Here is an 18,861-nt window from a genome sequence, read left to right on the forward strand (position 1 = left end):
GAAGTCGCAAATTACAGAAATTTAAAATTTTATACTGTAATATTAAGGCTCTAAAACTAACTTTTGGCCAATTTTTAGTGTGGTACTTTTTGTGATAGCATTAGCATCACAAATGGAATTGATGGATATATTGTTACGTCTAGAAATACCATAAAGTGTATCGCCTTTTTTCACAACGTATACTTTTTCCCTTTTTGTCATGAGGCTTGCAAGAGCAACTTCCTCTTTCGATTTTAAAACGTTTACTTTACTGACGCGCCTAGAATTATGATATTGTGGACGTGTCCACTTTTGAGTAACCCAAACGGTTTTTGCCCTTATGGCATTTTTTGGAGAAAAATCAAAAACGTATTCTGGATGGATATATTCGCCTTTATAGCTCACCTCGAGATGTAAATGGCTTCCTCTGGAATTTCCAGTGTTTCCGCCTTTACCTATGTACTGTCCTCTAGAAATACTGTCATTGGCTTTAACAGCAATGTTTGAGAGATGTGCATAAGTCGTTTCCAAACCATTATAATGTCTCACTACAATTGTTTTTCCAAAACCTCTGGCATAACTGGCATATCGCACGATACCATCTAGCATCGCGATTACTGAATCGCCTGTCACTAAATCAATATCTATACCTTTATGCGGACGACCTCTTCGCCATCCATAGCGAGATGTTACCACTTTTTTATGAAGAACCGGTGATGTATACGTGGTATCGTTAAATGCTATGCCAATAGGATATTGTACTAGTGTATTTCTGTAAGGATTGTAGACATTGGTCTCCCAATATTCGGCTTTGATATCGATAGGCTGAATAGTGTCCTCATAGCTTACAATGGGAATCAAGACTTCTTTTTCAATAAGGCCTTTTTTAAAACTTAGTGCAGGTTCTTTAATTATAATCTTTAGCGAATCATTCGCTAAATCATCTTGACTAAAAGCACTGAGGGACAGTAGCACCATAGCAAGAACTACAGTAAATAATTTCATAATGGACTAATCAACAGCGTCTTACAAAAGACTTTATTGAAATATTTTTGATTAATAGCTTGACGAATTTAAAAAAATAAATGCTTCAAACGTTTTTTGATACTTATAAGTTATTAACGATGGGATCGTAAATTATTGTTTAATCCGGCAAATACATGCCGTTTATTTAAAAGATTTATCAAATAGCCGTAATTTTGCTTTTCATAAAAAACATCTAAATGTCTCAGACCAACCAAGTGATTCAAGAGAAGAAAACCGATAAAGAACTTTACCAGTACCAACAAGGTGCTATAAGCAGAATTTTTGAAAAGTTCGATAATGCTCCAGACGATTATCATCTCTTATACCAGCTCCCAACAGGCGGTGGAAAAACAGTTATCTTTTCTGAAATGGTTCGTCAATACCTTAAGAATCACGATAAAAAGGTCTTGGTAATGACGCATAGAATAGAACTTTGTAACCAAACTTCCAAAATGCTGACAAGTTTTGGCGTGACCAATAAAGTCGTGAACAGTAAGGCAAATCTAGACGATCAAGCGGACTACTCCTGTTTCGTGGCTATGGTCGAAACGCTTAATAATCGTCTGAATGATAACAAATTAGATATTTCAGATGTTGGCTTAGTCATTATTGATGAAGCACATTACAACTCCTTCACTAAACTCTTTAAGTTTTTTGAAAAGTCTTTCATCCTTGGAGTCACGGCGACGCCTTTAAGTTCTAACAAAGAGCTACCCATGAAAGACAATTACAATGAGTTAATTGCTGGTGAGACCATCGAAAACCTCATTGAAAATGAATTTCTGGCGCGCTGCGAAACCTATGCCTATGATATGGGATTAACATCACTCGAGGTAGGTTCTAATGGTGATTATACGGTAAAGTCTTCTGAAGATTTATATACGAGTCCAGCGATGTTGCAAAAAACAGTAGATGCATACAAAAAGCATGCGCTAGGGAAGAAAGCACTGATTTTTAACAATGGTATTAGTACGTCTATTAGTGTGTATTATGCGTTTCGCGAAGCGGGCTTGCCGATAATGCACTTGGATAATACAGCAACCAAAAAGCAACGTAAACAGATTTTGGACTGGTTCCATGAAACACCTGATGCTATTTTAACCTCAGTGAGTATTTTAACCACAGGGTTTGATGAGCCTACGATTGATACGATTATTCTAAATAGAGCTACCAAATCCTTGACGCTCTATTATCAGATGATAGGTAGAGGCTCACGTATATTGAACAACAAATCTAAATTCACCGTTATTGACCTAGGAAACAACCTATATCGATTTGGACCTTGGGGAGCAGATTTGGATTGGGAATTGATTTTTAAATCGCCCAACTGGTATGCCGATCGCATTAAAAGTGATGAGGCTATTGAAGCCAACTTTAAGCATGAACTGGATGATGAGATTAAAGGTGAGTTCTCTAAATCCGAAGACACCTATTTTGATATTAAACAGACTTATAAAGATGCTGTGGACGCTGGCGAATCGTCAAAAGTCGTTTTGGAACGTTCCATAGAGCAGCATGCAAAAATCTGTATAGAAAACAGTGAGGATGTCTACGATGCACTAGGATTGGCTAAGCTTCTAAAAGGCGATATCAATATGCGTATAGAGATCTATGCGAAATGCATCAGTAAAAGCACACACAACTTCTTGAAGTGGCTCAAGGACGATTACCAAAAGAAGTTGAATTCGTATTTACGCACAAACTTTGATGAGAAGTTTGAAGAAATTCATGGTTATCCACCAGAGGACTAAAACTCAATTTGTAGAGACATTGTTATGAAAAAGAAAGATCAACATACTGAGAAGAAACCTGATCTCGTTGTATTTGACGAGGACAAACAACGTTATGATGCCGCGTTTAGACCTTATGCCACCAATGTTGGTGCACCTCAAATACAACTACCAAGCAATGGCAGTTGGAAAAGCTCTCAAATCTATAAAGCCAATAAGCATTTGAAAGCCAAGTATGAAGCCATAAAATCAGAGTATGAGCAGTTGTTAGAGGTTTTGGAATACAACGAGCTGGTTACCAATGCAAAATTTACTTTCGAACCTTTGGTTGGTGAAACTTATCATTTATATAACAATGTTAAAGAAGAACCATTCTTATCTATTATAGATCCCAATAGTTGCAGTTTTAGTCATTTGGGCTCTTTTAGATTAACTTCAGATTATCTATGGGAAAGGGTAGAGGAACAGGAAAAACCTGTGCTGCCAAAGAAATAGGTCATGGCGGATAGTTTACAAAGCCACAGTTATAACTTTAGAGAAGTGTTTTTTACTTAATTTATACCAGCAAATTAAATTACCACTTATATCTGCGTATTCTCGAAAGTACAAATTACCTTTGCCCCATAATAAACGGTTATGACAACATTTTCAGAATTAGGGGTGAGCCAACCTTATATAAAAGCGCTTAAGGAACTCAACATTATAAATCCTACGGAAATTCAAGAGGCCGTACTTCCGGTTCTTTTGGATTCTAAAACCGATTTAATTGGTTTAGCTCAGACCGGCACTGGTAAAACCGCAGCTTTTGGTTTACCTGTGCTTAGAGCTATAGATACCAAAAATAGTCAAGTACAAGCCCTTATTATCGCGCCAACTCGCGAATTAGTACGGCAAATACAAAAACAACTTTTTAGGTTTACGAAATACACAGATCAAAAGATTTTTGCCGAGGCTGTTTATGGCGGTGAGAAAATGGATAGACAGATTAAAGCGCTGACAAGAACCACACATATCGTTGTAGCTACACCAGGACGGTTACTCGATTTAGTAGAACGAGGTGCAGTAGATATATCTAATGTTAAAATTTTGGTATTAGATGAAGCTGACGAAATGCTAAGCATGGGTTTTAAAGAAGACCTCAATAGAATATTAAAGTTCAATACAGCTAAGCGAAATACCTGGTTGTTTTCTGCGACAATGCCAGAAGAGATTAAGCGTATTGTAAACACATATATGTCACCAGATGCAGTCAGGATAGAGGTGAACAAAAATGCTTTAGTTAATGCAAATATTTCGCATCATTTCATTCAGACGACCATTAAGGATAAATTAAATATGATCGTCCGAATTTTAGAAAAGCGCCAAGATGAAAGAGGCATTATTTTCTGTAGAACAAAAGCAGGTACAAAAAATTTAGCACAGCAATTACAGCACGAAGGTTTCGCAGTAGGTGCTTTAGAAGGCGATATGCAACAGAAAGAACGTGATAAAGTGATGCGTGCCTTTAAAAATGAAAGTCTGCAAGTCCTAATTTCAACAGATGTATCTGCTAGAGGTATCGATGTTAATAATTTAGCGTTTGTTTTACATCATCAACTCCCTGAGCAGTTGGACTATTACACGCACCGGAGTGGAAGAACGGCACGAGCTGGTAAAACAGGACAATCCATCGCTTTGATTATTACTGGAGAAATGCAAAAAGTAGTCGATATACAAAGTGCTTTAGACATTACATTTAGAGAAATCACCCTATAAGGATTCTTGGCATCATTGTTGAATTACCTATTATAATTATTAAAATTAAATATAATGAGTAAAGGAACAGTAAAATTCTTCAATGACGCCAAAGGTTTTGGTTTTATTACAGAAGAAGGTTCAAACAAAGAGCACTTTGTGCACATTTCTGGATTGATAGATGAGATTCGCGAAGGCGATGTGGTCGAATTCGATCTTACAGAAGGTAAAAAAGGATTAAACGCCGTAAACGTAAAAGTTATTTAATATATCGCTTAACCTAAATTACAAAAGCCCATCAATATGTGATGGGCTTTTTCTATGCTTAATTTTTTGTAAACACTAACACTTATAGCCTCATGCCAATTAGGATATCAGAGAAATATTACGTAGATTTCGAAGACCAATTCTCATAAAGCTTACCCAATATATAGTTATCCCTAATTTACTACCTGTTTTGATGGCTCAGTTGAGCCTTATCCTATTTGTTGTTTACTAAAAGTGCCTATTAATTTTGATATATAAGATTAGATGGAATTAAGTGTGCCAAAAGTTCAAGATGAAATTACTGAAGAAGACCTTTCGTATGTTCTAAAAAGTCCATGGAAATTTTCGACTTATGAGTGGAAGCTCTACAACATTCACAATGAGAAAACAGCATTTGACACCTTAATGGAGCAGTTTGAATCTTGTCGTAAGGACGGATTTAGCAAGATATTTAGGACTCCGGATAATTTACCCTTACTTATCCTAATGGCCGTTAAAACCAGTGCCACGAAATTACATTGCTATTTGGTGGCAAGTAAGCATATGGAAGAGCAAAGTCAGGCACTAAAAGTCACTTTTGAAATGCGCAAGATTTTAGAAGAGCAATCTCATAATTATAGGGGCTGCACGCTTGTGGTTTATTCTCAATCAAAAGAGACTAACAAACAGATGTCTTGGTTACGTTTTCTTGGCTTAAAGTATAAGCCCGAAGGTAATGTTGGAGACTCTAAATATTTTGAATATGAATCAAGGGTAAAAGCCTAAACATCTTATTTAGGGAATTTTTAAAAAAATTTTTAATGATATAAAAGCATACTGAATTAATTAATCAATATATAATTTTAACTTAAAATCAATACTTATGGGAGGAGGAAAACCAGGTAACACAGTAATTACCTTAACCGTTGACACAGACGCATTAATTTCAGATCCAAGCAATATAAAAAATTGCGTTGTTTTTTCGGATAATCAAAGTGACCCAGCAGAAAACCCAGGTCACCCAGAAACTTATGTGTCTACAGTGATCAAGGGTTCATCTTGCACATGGCAAGGCGTTGCAAAAAATGGAAGAGATACAATAAATATCACCGACGTAGCCAAAAAGTCTGTTGATGGTGGTGCAGATATTTTGGAAGAAATTGCCTTGGGAGACCCATTCGATGACCCAAAAGTAACCGCAAAGGTAAAAAACAAAGACATTACTGGACCTGAGTCTTATAACGTTACTTTCATGATAAATAAAAATGAGAGTCAGGTTTATACTATAGATCCAAAATTAAGAATGAAAGGACGAACAAGATAAATACTATGTTAATTAAAATTAAGACCTATATAATTAGTATAGGTCTATTTTTATTCAGTATTATATATGTCTATTGTCAGGATCAAAAGAAAGCAGACAGTATCAAGGAATTGTATAAATCGGGGAATTATAAAGTTCCTGAATTTATAATGTTAAGTCGAATCGCTGAATATGAAATTAACCCAGACTCGGCTCTACACTATGCTGAAATTCTTATCGAAAAAGCAATTGATTTAAAGCCAAAGGATTCTGCACTAAAGGCATTTTGGTACGGCTATTTAACTAAAGGAAATTCATTAATTTTTAAAGGAGATAATTCGAAAGCAATTACCGCATTTCTTAAAGGACTTGATTATGCAAAACAGGCAAAGAATGAACGTTCCGTCGGGTTACTTCAAATTTCTATAGCAGATACTTATGCGGTTATGGAAAACAATGAGTTTGCAGAGCAGTACTATGCAAAGGGAATAGAATTATTAAGAAAGATTCCAGATTCATTAAATTTAGCATCTGCGCTTTTAAATGTAGGTGATTGGTCTTTTAATAATCATGATTATAATAAAGCAATAAGCTATTTTGAAGAATCAAGTCTTATTTTCGAAAGAAAGGATTATTTAGTCGGAAAAGCCTATAACTTAGGTAATATAGGTATGGTTCATGCTGAGCAAGACAAGGATGAACTAGCTGAAAAAAACATCAATGAAGCCATAACCATTTTAGATGACCTTGAGGACTATTATCCTATATCCGTGTATTTAACTTATCTAGCAGATATTTATGCTAATAAAGGAAACTTCGATATGGCGTTTAAATACGCAGATCGTAGTCTTGACCTCGCAAAAACATATGGCTTAAAAGAACAAATAGGTGATGCCCATTTAGAATTATCTAAACTACATGAAACTGCAGGTAATGAAATATTGGCCTTAGGACATTATAAAAATCACATTTTATATAGGGATAGCATCCGTAATATTGAAGAAGTTCAGAAGATTAGTAACGCTATGAATAGTAAAACTCAGGCAGAACTAGATTTAGAGACTCAAAAAAGTAAGACGCAACGAATTATTTTATGGTCTACCGTTGGTGTGTTATTACTTATTGGCGTATTAGCCTATAATTTGTTTAAGAAAAACATATTTGTGAAGAAGACCAATAAAATCATTGCTGCAGAAAAAGACCGTTCTGATAAATTATTGCTTAATATTTTACCAGAAGAGACAGCCCAAGAGCTTAAGGATAAGGGTAGAGTAGAAGCCAAGAAGTTTCCTTCGGTAACGGTGTTGTTTTCAGATTTTAAAGGCTTTACAAGCTATGCGGAGAATCTATCTCCTGAGAAATTAGTTGAAACTATAGATCATTATTTTTCTAAATTCGACCTCATTATGGAGAAATATGGCTTAGAAAAAATTAAAACTATTGGCGATGCCTATATGGCTGTTGGTGGTTTAAGTTTTGATAATGTAGACCAAGCTAAAGAAATGGTATTGGCTGCACAAGAAATGAATGACTTTGTAAATCAGGCAAAAATAGATGATGTTACTACAGCTGAGTTTGATATTAGAATTGGGATTAATACAGGTCCTGTGGTGGCTGGGGTCGTTGGTACTAAAAAATTCGCTTACGATATTTGGGGAGATACCGTAAATATAGCTGCGCGCATGGAAAGTAGTTCGGAGCCTGGTCGAATCAATATCTCAGAAGACACCTACCAAGTCGTAAAAGATAATTTTAATTGTGAATTTAGAGGTAAATTAGCTGTTAAGAATAGAGGCGAATTAAACATGTATTTTGTAGAAAGTTAAACATAGTCATATGCGTCAAGATCCAAATAATTACTGGGAACAACTAGAACGTTTAGAAAAACTCATACGTGCATCAGAGTTAAAGGCAGGTGTGGTATTTTCATTCCACAGTTTAATATTAGGACTTTTTGTAGATCGTATAGAAGGCTTTAAGGATATTTTCATGGATAGTCCTGTGCTTCTTGTATTACTGTTACTATGGTTTTTGGCTGTTACGATTTCCATATTCTTTTGCTTTAGATGTTTTAAGCCATCAATGCAATTAAACTATGATAAGAATGTGTTTTTCTTTAAAGATGCGGCACATAAATTTGGCAAGACGGAAGACTATATCAGCGAATTGATAAAAATTTGCGGTTCTGAAGAGAATTTATATAAAGCTCTGGCTGAACAAATTCATGCCGAAAGCGTTATTATAGATGGCAAATTCAACAGCGTAAAACGATCCATTACCTTTTTTGCCATAAGCTTTTTGTTTATTATCATTACCGCTTTATACTGGGTCGTTTCCTCATAATTATTAATAATCTTACAATAAATCCAGTCCCTATTTTATTAAATACTGGGTGTGGCCAAAGGTTTAATATATCCAATATTATTTATTATATGCTCTAGAAGAGCAATGAAATCAATAGACTTAACGATGTATTAGCATACTAAATGATTCATTTTGAAATTAAACTACTAAAAAATTAGTAGTATTACTAAAAAATTAGTAGTTTTGAATTCTAGAATCAAAATAGTATGGAAAAATTAACCAAGCGAGAAGATCAAATCATGCAAATTGTATGGCAGCTTAAAAAAGCTTTTATACGAGAAATTATAGAAAAATTACCAGAGCCAAAACCACACTATAATTCCGTAGCGACTATCGTTAAGATTCTAGTTAAAAAAGGGGTACTTAAGTCTGAAAAAATAGGAAACACCCATCAATATAGTCCTGTCGCAGAGTTTGAAGATTATAGGGATAGCAATCTCAGTAATATAAAGAAGACCTTTTTTGGAAATTCATTTCCAAAGATGATGGCCTATTTTGCTAAGGAAGAGAACTTATCAGAACGTGAAATTGAAGAATTAATTAAAGAGATTAAATCCAAGAAGTCATGATCGTACTCTTATTAAAAACGTCGATAGTTATTGCTGTTGTTCTTGTATTCTATAAGATTGTTATTGAGAAAGAAAGCTTCTTTGCAACGAATAGGTTATATCTTATTATTGGATTAGTATTAACATTTTCATTGCCGTTTATTTCGTTGCCAAAACTTATAGAAAATCAAGGTGTTGTTTCTAGTCTATTAGAACCAAAAGTACAGGAGCCTATTACTAAAAGTATACAAACTGAAACTAAAAATTCTAATATACCTACTCAAAATACAACAGAAATAGAAGCAGTGACTGACGATGCCCAATATCATAAGTCTTCAAAAAACACAACCGCAATCACAACACAACGAAGTTTAGCAGACTGGCTGTTTATTATTTATATTTTTGGAATTATTATTCTGTCTATCAACTTGATATCACAAATACTTAATCTTTTAATTAAAGTATATAAAAGTAAGGATCGTATCAAAGATGATGATATTATCATTATTAATTCTTCAAGCGTAAAAGAACCTTGTTCGTTCTTTAATTACATATTTATTAATCCTGAGCAGTATGAATTTGAAATCTATGAGCAAATCATAGCACATGAAAAGATCCATGTTAAAAAGAGACATAGCGTAGATCTTTTGCTTTCTGAAATTGCAGTAATTCTATTATGGTTTAATCCGTTTGTATGGTTATTCAGAAAGGAAGTAGAAAAAAATATTGAATACCAAACCGATAGTCTTTTAATTGGTTCTCATCACACCGAAAAAGACAGCTATCAAATGAATTTACTAAAGATAGCAACCTATAACAAACCTTTAACCATCACAACAAATTACAATCAATCATTAATCAAACAACGAATATTAAAAATGAATACGAAAAAATCAAACCCGCACAGTTATTGGAAATATGCATTTACAATGCCTCTATTTTTTGCCGTATTATTAGTTCTCAATAAGCCTCAGGCCTCATTTGGACAAGAACCAACTAACGGCCTTAATGATACTACAGTAAATGAAGACAACGCTAACCCTGAGTATTTTTCAGATTGTGAAGCATTTAAAAACGCGTTAGAAGAAAAAGATGTCGAAAAGCTTAAGGAGATTCTATTAAATTTAGATCCAGCCTGTGTTGACTATATACAAAACACAGAGCAAACAGAAACAACACTAGCCGATGTAAAAACCAAACTAGAGGAGGGTGCAGCACTTCAAATAGATACGACGGGTAATTTGGTTTTATCTCATACAGATGGATCTTTAGACGATAGCACTAATACTATTGTTAGTTCACAAGACGTAGGAGGTTCCAACTCTGAGTGCAAAAAACTATTAGTAGCAATAAGAGCAGACGATATCGAAAAAGTAAGATCACTATTAAAATCTACAGATGCCAACTGCATAGATCTTAACCCTGGTTATCATATAGATCAGTCTAATGGAAACCATTGGAGGTACCGAAAAGCTAAGGCGCCTTTATTTGCAGTGGCAAGAACTGGCAACCTCGAAATTGCTAAATTGCTTGTTGAGAATGGTGCAGATGTCACGTTAGTTCTTCAGGGCGATGGCACTGCACTTATAGAAGCTTCTGCATTTGGACATTTAGATTTGGTGAAATATTTTGTTGCTAAAGGTGCTGACGTCAATCGTAAGTTTCCAAACCAAGGTAATGCCTTAATTGCCGCATCTGGTCATGGACATCTCGACATAATGAAATACTTAGTTTCAAAAGACGTAGACATTAACTACTATTCACCTAACCAAGGTAACGCCCTTATTGCGGCTTCAAATTCTGAGAATACTGACGCCGTAAAGTATCTTGTAGATAAAGGGATGGATATTAACTTTATTGCTCCTAATCAAGGCAATGCCTTAATTGCTGCCGCTAATAACGGTCGATTAGAAACTATAAAATATTTACTATCCAAGGGTGCCCAAATTAACAAAATCACTTCAAATCAAGGCACGCCATTAATTGCAGCTTGTAATAATGGGCATATCGATACGGTAAAGCATTTAATATCTAATGGTGCTGAAATTAATAAGATAGCGCCTAACCAAGGCACCCCTTTAATCGCTGCGGCTAATAATGGACACGACGATGTCATAGAATATCTGCTTAAGAAAGGTGCTGAAATCAATAGGATATCCTCTAACCAAGGTACGGCTTTAATCGCTGCAGCCAACAACGGACATTTAGATACTATAAAATTACTGGTCTTAAAAGGTGCGGAAGTTAATCTTAACACGTCTAACCAGAGTAATGCGCTCAATGCGGCATCCAATAATGGCCATACTGCTGTGATGAAGTATTTAGTGAGTCAAGGAGCAGATATAGATATGAATACCAATAGTCATGGATCGCCATTAATATCAGCTTCAAAAAATGGGCAAATGGATGTTGTCCAATACTTGCTTGATAAGGGTGCTGATATTAACACTCAAAATGATGGCCAAGGTTCGGCCTTAAACGCTGCAGCGCGAAATGGAAATAACGAGGTCATAAAACTATTGTTGGAAAAAGGTGCAGATATCAATGCACAAACAGATGGGCAAGGTTCTGCCTTAAATGCTGCAGCACGAAATGGTCATTTAGATACAATAGAATTACTTTTAGAAAAAGGTGCCGATATTGACTTACAAAACAATGGCCAAGGTTCTGCTTTAAATGCAGCTGCTAGAAATGGGCTATTAGATACTGTTAAGCTCCTTATTGAGAAAGGCGCCGATATTAATCTATATAGTGACGGTCAAGGTACAGCCTTAGCTGCGGCATCACGAAATGGTCATGACAATATTGTCAAATATCTTGAATCCAAAGGCGCGAAACATATTTATCGCAATTAATTAAATCAAAGTATTCATCAATCAAATCAATCAGCAATGCTGTCTTAAGTCTATTGAGGCAGCATTGTTATAAAACACTCAAAATGAAAAAAATATGTTCACTTGTCATTCTAGCTTTTATCCTATGTAGTTGTGGTAGCAAAACTTATGATTTAGCTATAACTAATGTTCAACTATTTGATGCGGAAGGCAAAACCGTCATTCCCAATCAAAGTATTTGGATTAAAGGCGATACCATTGCTGCAATTACATCGAGTTCAGAGTCATTTACTGCCCAAAAAACAATTGATGGTAACAATCGATTGGTAACACCAGGATTTATAGATACACATGTACATACCGTTGGAAATTATGGCGCCGATGCATTGTCACCAGAGGATTATAAAGCAGATAATGGAATAGAAATGCTTCGCGATTTGCAGGCACAGCATTATCTCAATTATGGTGTTACAACCATTATAGATATGGGGCAGCCAGAACCTTGGATCGATGTGACACTAGATTGGCAAAAAAATCCAACACCAAATCACCCAAATATCTTTATATGCGGAGGCTCTATGGTCTCTGATGAGGATAGAAGACAACCTGCCCATCATATTGAAGTGATGAACCCAGAACATGGTCGAGAAAAGGTGAGGAGCTATGCCGCACGTGGATTAAAGTATATGAAACTGTACAGTAAACTCCGTAAACCCGATTATGAGGCCATGGCAGATGAAGCAAAAAAACAAGGCATCATCATTAACTCTCATGTAGATAATAATAGAGTAACTATTGCTGAAGGTATAGACTATGGCGTTTTAAATTTCGAGCATTTCTTTACGCTTACCCCTAGTATTCTAAATTATGATGAGCATTGGCCAAAAATGAATGATTTATATGGCATTAAAATGAATTCTAGTATCGATGAATTCGCGGCTCAAATGGTATTCTTCTTTGGATATATCAAATCAAATCCCGAATATGAAGCACGATTATATCAATTATTTGACAAAATGGCTAGAGAGGGCGCGACATTGAGCTCTGCCATGAACGTTGTAGCCTCGTCAGCAGGTCAATCCGATTTCTTTACATCCTTTGAATATTTTCCGATTAGAAAAACACCAATGGTAAATTATACTGAAGCACAACAAAAGCAGTTAGACTCAGCTTTTGAATCCTTTATGAACTATATGAAAATAGCTCATGATAAAGGGGTAAAGCTAAGAATAGGAACAGATTGTCGTTTTGGCGGTCGTGCTTTTTTGTCTGAGCTTATGTTATTTAAGAATGCTGGATTTTCTACAGGTGATATACTTCAAATTGCTACACTTAGCGGTTATGAAGCCATGCAATTAGATGATAAGCGAGGTACCATAGAAGTAGGGAAGACAGCTGATTTAATTCTGTTTGACAAGAATCCTTTTGACGATATCAAGCATGTGCTCTCACATAAAACCATTATTAAGGATGGATTGGAATTTAAGCCAAAGACATCTATTGGACATGAACTAAGAAAAGTATTACTTGATGATGGCGTAGAAGCAGGAAAGCTGTGGTTTGAAGAGGCTAAGCAAAACAATACTTATCCCAAGGTAAAAGTAAGTGAATTGAAAAATACGGTAAGAGAATTATTTACTGGAGGTAAAACCATAGAAGCTATTGCTGCTTACCAACTTTTTAAAACTGAATTTCCAGATAAAGTCTATAAACAAGATGAGATTGCTATAACAAATGCTAGTTATGGAATGATAAGAAATGGAAATCTTGAAAAGCTAAAAACCTATTATGCATTTGCTGAATCTAATTTTCCTGATGCCAAGAAATTTATGGGCCTATCCGTATATATGGCTATTTTAGATAAGGATATTGCTGCTGGACAAGCATTATTTAAAGCAAATCAATTAAATCCTCAATATGTTGTAGATGAAGATGAACTCAATGGTTTGGGCTATTTATATCTTCAATCTGATAGAATTAAAGAGGCTATTGCCATTTTTGAAATGAATATCTCTGCATTTCCTGAATCGTCGAATGTCTACGATAGTTTGGGCGAAGCTTATCTAGAAGCTGGTCATAAAGCTTTAGCAAAGAAAAACTATGAAAAATCCTTAGCATTGGATCCTGATAATGATAATGCCAAAACTGTTTTAAAAGGATTGTGATGTTATACTTGGAACATAAAAAAAGCAACGTTATTAGCGTTGCTTTTTCAATTTATACAGCAATACGCTGTTGGTCTGTGATGGATCGTTTAATGTGCAATAGGTGATGGACGATAGAAGACAGCTCAAAGTTTAACAACTTACCATCTTTCTTGCTAAAGTCCTCAATGTGATGCTTGTAAATAGATTCTATACCATCTTTAATGGAAATAAAATAACTATCGTCTGTAGCATCTAGTGATACTGAACTCTTGTAATTGCTTTCTTTTAGCAACCAATATGAGAGACTATTGATTTGGTTGAATAGGGCTAAATTTTTGTCCATAATACATAGGTTTAATTAATAGATCGAGGGAAAATCTTAGTATAAATTTACTCATGGTGCATTTCTGTAAGAGAATTTAATTGATAAACGCACCTCTTAGTCCGACAAAATGAACAATTTCCATGATGTTATCGATGAATGACATACCTAGTTTTACAATTCAGGATGCGCTTATGACGATTCGGGATATATAATAGCTAGAGTTTGGTGAGTTTTATGATCTTTATACCACAAAACAAACCATCATCATGAAAACACTACTAAAATTTTTATGCTTATTCCTTATTTTACAAGGCTTTTCGCAAGAGGCTCTAACTTCAGCAGATTGGCAAAGCGACCTTAAATTTCTTCAAAACAAAGTACATCATGAGTACCCTTTTCTGTTTAAAAAAGTAACTAAAGCCGAGTTTGATGCCGAAGTAGAAGTGCTTTACAATGCTATTCCGACTATGGAAAACCATGAAGTTCCTGTAGCATTATCAAGAATCGTAGCGCTTTTTGAATATGGACATACACAAATACCGTTTAGTACGGTTGCTAAACGTGGTGTGCTGCCTGTAAACTTATATCATTTCAATGATGGTGTTTATATTGAAGGCACAATGACAGTGCACAAACAAGTCTTAGGTGCTAAGGTGTTAAAAGTTGGTGGAGTTGGAGTAGAGGAGGCCTTAAAGAAAATTCGCCCTGTGGTGCCGGCAGAGAATGATTACTATTTTAAAGCCTATGGATTACGATTTTTAACCGTTCCTGATGTACTTCATGCGCAAGGGATCTTAAAATCATGGTCTGAGAATGTCACCTTAAGCTTAGAGAAAGATGGTAAAACGTTTGATTATACATTTCCGACTATACAACTTGATGACTTATCGAAAGGGTCGACACTCACCATACCAAATGATAACTGGTTAAGCGCAAGAGATCAGAGTCAAACACCTTTATATTTGAAGTATTTGAATGAGAAGTATTACTATTTTGAGTATTTAGAAGACCGTAAAACCTTATATGTGCGCCAAAGTTCGGTATTTGATGATCCTAAGGAGTCCTTAAAAGACTTTTACAATCGCCTTTTTGAATTTATGGATACTAATCCCATTGATAAATTGATTTACGATGTAAGGCTCAATGGTGGCGGCAATAATTATAATAACCTGCAACTGATTAAAGGTTTAATGGCTAGGCCCAACATTAATAAACGCGGAAAGTTATTCTTTATCATTGGACGAGAAACCTTTTCGGCATGCCAAAACTTAACCAATGAAATCTCTAGATATACGGAAGCCATTTTAGTGGGTGAACCTACAGCAGAGAACGTCAACTTTTATGGTGATGCTAGGCGAGTGGTATTGCCAAAAAGCAGAATTAACGCGTATTTATCTTATGCGTGGTGGCAAGATACACCACAATGGGAAAATAAGGATGCGTCTTTGCCCAATATTGCAGTAGATATGAGTTTTGAGCAATACAGCACCAATGACGATCCGGTTTTGAAAGCTGCTATGGATTTCAAGGATAATGGTTTTATTCTGGACCCAATGCAGCATTTAACGCAACTGTTCATTGCAGGTGATTTCGAAAAATTGAAGGAGGATGCCATTACGATTGCACACAGTCCCGAGTACAAGTATTACGACTTTAATGAAGAATTCAACAAGGCAGCACAACGTTTATTGAATAGTGGTGACGATAGAGCACAGCAATCAGGTATATATATATTACAATTAATAACCGAAGTGTATCCAAAATCCCAAGGGGCGTGGTATAGTTTGGGTAATGCCTTAGAGGATGCAAAGGAAACGGACAAGGCAAAGCTGGCTTATGAGACACTGATTACCCTAAAGGATAGCAGTATGCTGGCTAGGGCTGCAAAAAATAGAATCAAGGGCTTGGATAAAGAATAACAAAAGCACATTAATGATTGTCAGTTCAAGTGTTCCTGCATGTCCAGTCGGAACGCACTTCGATACGTCGACTAAAGCTTTTTTTTAAAGAAGCGTTAGGATACTGTTAATGTGGTTGTTATTTAAAGATTTTGGTAGTATCTTCATGACGGTATGAAACAACTATTGCTACACAAACGATTTCGACAGCTAACGCTACTAATTGCACTTTTAGGGCTGTTTTGGAGCTGCAAGTCCAGTAAAATAGATAAAACTGAAGCCAAGGCACAGGATATGGCTGCCTTACAAATCCTTTTGGAACAGGACGACTATTATGTTAACATAGAAGTCGCTTATCCTTTTGTCACAGCGGCCACACAGCGTGTCGCCAATGCTTTATTGTTACGTAATACTGGAAATAATGCCAATCGGATTGATGTAAGAGGCGATGGTAACTTTATTAAAATACAAAACGACTCCATATCAGGTTATTTGCCATTTTTTGGAGAACGTCGCAATAATTCCGGAGCCTATGGCGGTAGGAATTCTGCCATCCAGTTTAAGGAAGCCCTTGAAGATTTAAGCAAACATATCCATACAGAAAAAGGCAAACTCGAACTCAAATTTAGTGTAGACCAAACGGAGGGTACGGAACATTATCAAATCCTTATGGACATCTTTCCCAATAAAAAAGTGAGTGTTAACATCACGCCAACCTATAAAACAAATATGCGTTACTCAGGAAAGTTAACAGAAGCCGACAAAAGTATTTAAAGTACTCCAAGACCAATAATGGCTGTAGCAAAAAGCAAATTCCATCTACAAATTTGTATAATAAGGGAGTTACGTACCTAATGAATTAATTTGTAAATTCACCATCTAACTTACCATTACCTTAATGAATCTTTTTAGTAAATTTCGACGACATCTACTTAAAGGCAATAGTGCAGCTAAATATATCACTTATGCCATAGGCGAGATTGTACTTGTGGTTATTGGAATTTTAATTGCTGTGGCTATTAATAATGCCAATGAAACCAAAAGAGAAAACCAGTTATTAAACCGGTATTTAAAGGATTATAAGAACGATCTTAAAATAGATAGTGCTGTCATAGCTAGCAATCTGAAATTGCTAGACGCTAGAAAAGATACTTATGATTTGGTATTGTCCGATAGCTTAGATAAAACCATATTAATGCGTAATCCTAATGTATTTGGACTTATTTTTAGTTATAATCCGTTTAAGCTGCAGAGCAAAGGCTATAACCAATTGAAATCCCACGTTAGCGATAATACCAAAGACATGGATAGTTTGGTGGTATCTATTGTGGCGAATCATTCCACGTATAATGAACTTTTAGATTCATCCATACAACGTATAGGAAGGGATATTGATGATAACTTAACGTATCTAAAGAATAATAAGTTGTGGTTGTCGGATTTCTTGTCCAATAACATCACACCAGAAACCATCGAATATTTTGTAAGTGCGGATTACAAGAATCGTGTGGCCATTCATAAGACGTATGTGTTTGGTAATCTGTATGCCTTTATGCAAGCGTATCAGAAGTATATTGAAGAGATGACTAAGGAGTTAGATGAACGTCTCAATGAAGAAGAATAGGCTACAATGCTATAAATACTATTTTACATAATGTAAATTATAGGACAATTGCTATTGTTTGGTTTTCTATGTCAGAGTACCAATTGTCAACTATAATGTTATTATGTAAAATATCCCACAGTAATCCATTTTCATAAGTATGTGCAGTACTTGGGCATTCAACTAGAAATCGGTCTGCTACGCAGCGTTAATGCAATGTTCCTATAATTAGACGTTATGTAAAATGTCCGCTATCCAAACGCTCGATTGTTTTTATAAATACAAATTGCTTATTGCAATTTATTCATAACTCAATTTGCCATCGCTTGGCCAGCGCACAAAAAAAGCCTGGCTTTTAGTTATGGTTTAAAAATCGCGTAAACGATAAAATGTATTGGTTAAAAAATTTTAGGCGATTCTCGTGGATTGCCACAAGAGCATAAAATTACGCGTAGCGATAATTTCTATGCACATGTTATATGCAGAACTTCTAATAAACATTTTTAAGTTCATTATCTTTTGCCTTGATGCAAAAGAAACAAAAAATCAAGGCTGCATAATATTTTGGAAACAATTAACGGTTCCTTCCACTATATTTTAGGAAACATTAGAATAATTAAGATTGTGCTTAATATTATGTAAAATAGAATTGTTAAGAATACTTATAGCTAAACCCCTAAAATATTAGCGTTCCACTCACCTATTGTTTTAACCAAAATTTTATGAGGCCAAGCTATTTCATTAATATTCATTATCTTAAAGTATGGATAAGCTTTCTCAATTGACAAGTGATGACTATAAAGCAATATTAATTGGAATCATTGTTATAATTGGTTACATCTTATTGCTAAGATTTAAAAGATACTTATGGGATAGAAAAAGAATAGCTCGGCGTGATTATTACCGAAATGTATATTTAAAATCAGATGCTTGGCAACGCAAACGTTATGTGGTTTTGAGAAGAGATAATTGGAAATGTGTTTATTGTGGAAAACGAGCTACACAAGTTCATCATACACGTTATGCAAAGTATAATATAGGAAAAGAACCCATTGAATGGTTAGAATCTGTATGTAAATCGTGCCATGATGATTTGCATTTATAATAAGACTTTACCCCTAACC

The 18,861-nt window shown here is 35.3% G+C and carries 17 protein-coding genes; 15 read left to right on the forward strand and 2 right to left on the reverse strand.

Annotated elements, in window-relative coordinates; genetic code table 11:
- Positions 1-42: 42 nt before the first annotated feature.
- Positions 43-984: a peptidoglycan DD-metalloendopeptidase family protein gene (locus tag H7F21_RS08085; protein WP_185788766.1), complete on the reverse strand. Its 942-nt coding sequence runs from the start codon at positions 982-984 to the stop codon at positions 43-45.
- Between the two features lie 218 nt (positions 985-1,202).
- Here H7F21_RS08085 and H7F21_RS08090 point away from each other — a divergent pair, with 218 nt between their 5' ends.
- From H7F21_RS08090 to H7F21_RS08140, 11 genes are all read left to right on the forward strand, one after another.
- A complete protein-coding gene (locus H7F21_RS08090) occupies positions 1,203-2,756 on the forward strand; it encodes a DEAD/DEAH box helicase (protein WP_185788767.1) in 1,554 nt (517 codons plus the stop codon).
- A gap of 24 nt (positions 2,757-2,780) precedes the next feature.
- On the forward strand, positions 2,781-3,230 hold the full coding sequence (locus H7F21_RS08095; protein WP_185788768.1) for a DUF2452 domain-containing protein: 450 nt from the start codon (positions 2,781-2,783) through the stop codon (positions 3,228-3,230).
- 141 nt (positions 3,231-3,371) lie between these two features.
- On the forward strand, positions 3,372-4,490 hold the full coding sequence (locus H7F21_RS08100) for a DEAD/DEAH box helicase (protein ID WP_185788769.1): 1,119 nt from the start codon (positions 3,372-3,374) through the stop codon (positions 4,488-4,490).
- A gap of 54 nt (positions 4,491-4,544) precedes the next feature.
- On the forward strand, positions 4,545-4,736 hold the full coding sequence (locus H7F21_RS08105) for a cold-shock protein (protein ID WP_185788770.1): 192 nt from the start codon (positions 4,545-4,547) through the stop codon (positions 4,734-4,736).
- 264 nt (positions 4,737-5,000) lie between these two features.
- Positions 5,001-5,501 carry a hypothetical protein gene (locus H7F21_RS08110; protein WP_185788771.1) on the forward strand — a complete coding sequence of 167 codons (501 nt, stop codon included), beginning with the start codon at positions 5,001-5,003 and terminating at the stop codon, positions 5,499-5,501.
- 97 nt (positions 5,502-5,598) lie between these two features.
- A complete protein-coding gene (locus H7F21_RS08115; protein ID WP_185788772.1) occupies positions 5,599-6,039 on the forward strand; it encodes a hypothetical protein in 441 nt (146 codons plus the stop codon).
- Between the two features lie 5 nt (positions 6,040-6,044).
- Complete coding sequence (locus tag H7F21_RS08120) at positions 6,045-7,844, forward strand: adenylate/guanylate cyclase domain-containing protein (RefSeq protein WP_185788773.1); 1,800 nt, start codon at positions 6,045-6,047, stop codon at positions 7,842-7,844.
- 10 nt (positions 7,845-7,854) lie between these two features.
- Positions 7,855-8,361 carry a Pycsar system effector family protein gene (locus H7F21_RS08125; protein WP_185788774.1) on the forward strand — a complete coding sequence of 169 codons (507 nt, stop codon included), beginning with the start codon at positions 7,855-7,857 and terminating at the stop codon, positions 8,359-8,361.
- 227 nt (positions 8,362-8,588) lie between these two features.
- Entirely contained in the window at positions 8,589-8,951 is a 363-nt protein-coding gene (locus H7F21_RS08130) for a BlaI/MecI/CopY family transcriptional regulator (RefSeq protein WP_185788775.1), read from the forward strand.
- Positions 8,948-11,785 (forward strand): ankyrin repeat domain-containing protein, encoded by a 2,838-nt coding sequence (locus H7F21_RS08135; RefSeq protein WP_185788776.1) that lies wholly within the window; start codon positions 8,948-8,950, stop codon positions 11,783-11,785. The genes H7F21_RS08130 and H7F21_RS08135 overlap by 4 nt, the downstream gene beginning before the upstream one ends.
- Positions 11,786-11,868: 83 nt before the next feature.
- A complete protein-coding gene (locus tag H7F21_RS08140; RefSeq protein WP_185788777.1) occupies positions 11,869-13,929 on the forward strand; it encodes an amidohydrolase family protein in 2,061 nt (686 codons plus the stop codon).
- Positions 13,930-13,981: 52 nt separating this feature from the next.
- Here H7F21_RS08140 and H7F21_RS08145 read toward each other — a convergent pair whose 3' ends face one another.
- The gene (locus H7F21_RS08145) at positions 13,982-14,254 is read right to left on the reverse strand and encodes a hypothetical protein (RefSeq protein ID WP_185788778.1); all 273 of its coding nucleotides are present in this window, start codon (positions 14,252-14,254) and stop codon (positions 13,982-13,984) included.
- A gap of 248 nt (positions 14,255-14,502) precedes the next feature.
- On the opposite strand from H7F21_RS08145, the gene H7F21_RS08150 reads away from it, so the two are divergent.
- The 4 genes from H7F21_RS08150 to H7F21_RS17290 all read left to right on the forward strand — a co-directional run bounded on the left by H7F21_RS08150 (position 14,503) and on the right by H7F21_RS17290 (position 18,842).
- Complete coding sequence (locus tag H7F21_RS08150; RefSeq protein WP_185788779.1) at positions 14,503-16,155, forward strand: tetratricopeptide repeat protein; 1,653 nt, start codon at positions 14,503-14,505, stop codon at positions 16,153-16,155.
- Between the two features lie 153 nt (positions 16,156-16,308).
- Entirely contained in the window at positions 16,309-16,908 is a 600-nt protein-coding gene (locus tag H7F21_RS08155; RefSeq protein ID WP_185788780.1) for a DUF4251 domain-containing protein, read from the forward strand.
- Positions 16,909-17,032: 124 nt separating this feature from the next.
- Positions 17,033-17,758 (forward strand): DUF6090 family protein, encoded by a 726-nt coding sequence (locus H7F21_RS08160; RefSeq protein WP_185788781.1) that lies wholly within the window; start codon positions 17,033-17,035, stop codon positions 17,756-17,758.
- 742 nt (positions 17,759-18,500) lie between these two features.
- Complete coding sequence (locus tag H7F21_RS17290; RefSeq protein WP_221892457.1) at positions 18,501-18,842, forward strand: HNH endonuclease; 342 nt, start codon at positions 18,501-18,503, stop codon at positions 18,840-18,842.
- Positions 18,843-18,861: the final 19 nt, after the last annotated feature.

Origin of the sequence: Winogradskyella flava, assembly GCF_014243395.1 — a bacterium.
In the GTDB taxonomy this organism is placed as follows: Bacteria; Bacteroidota; Bacteroidia; order Flavobacteriales; family Flavobacteriaceae; genus Winogradskyella; species Winogradskyella flava.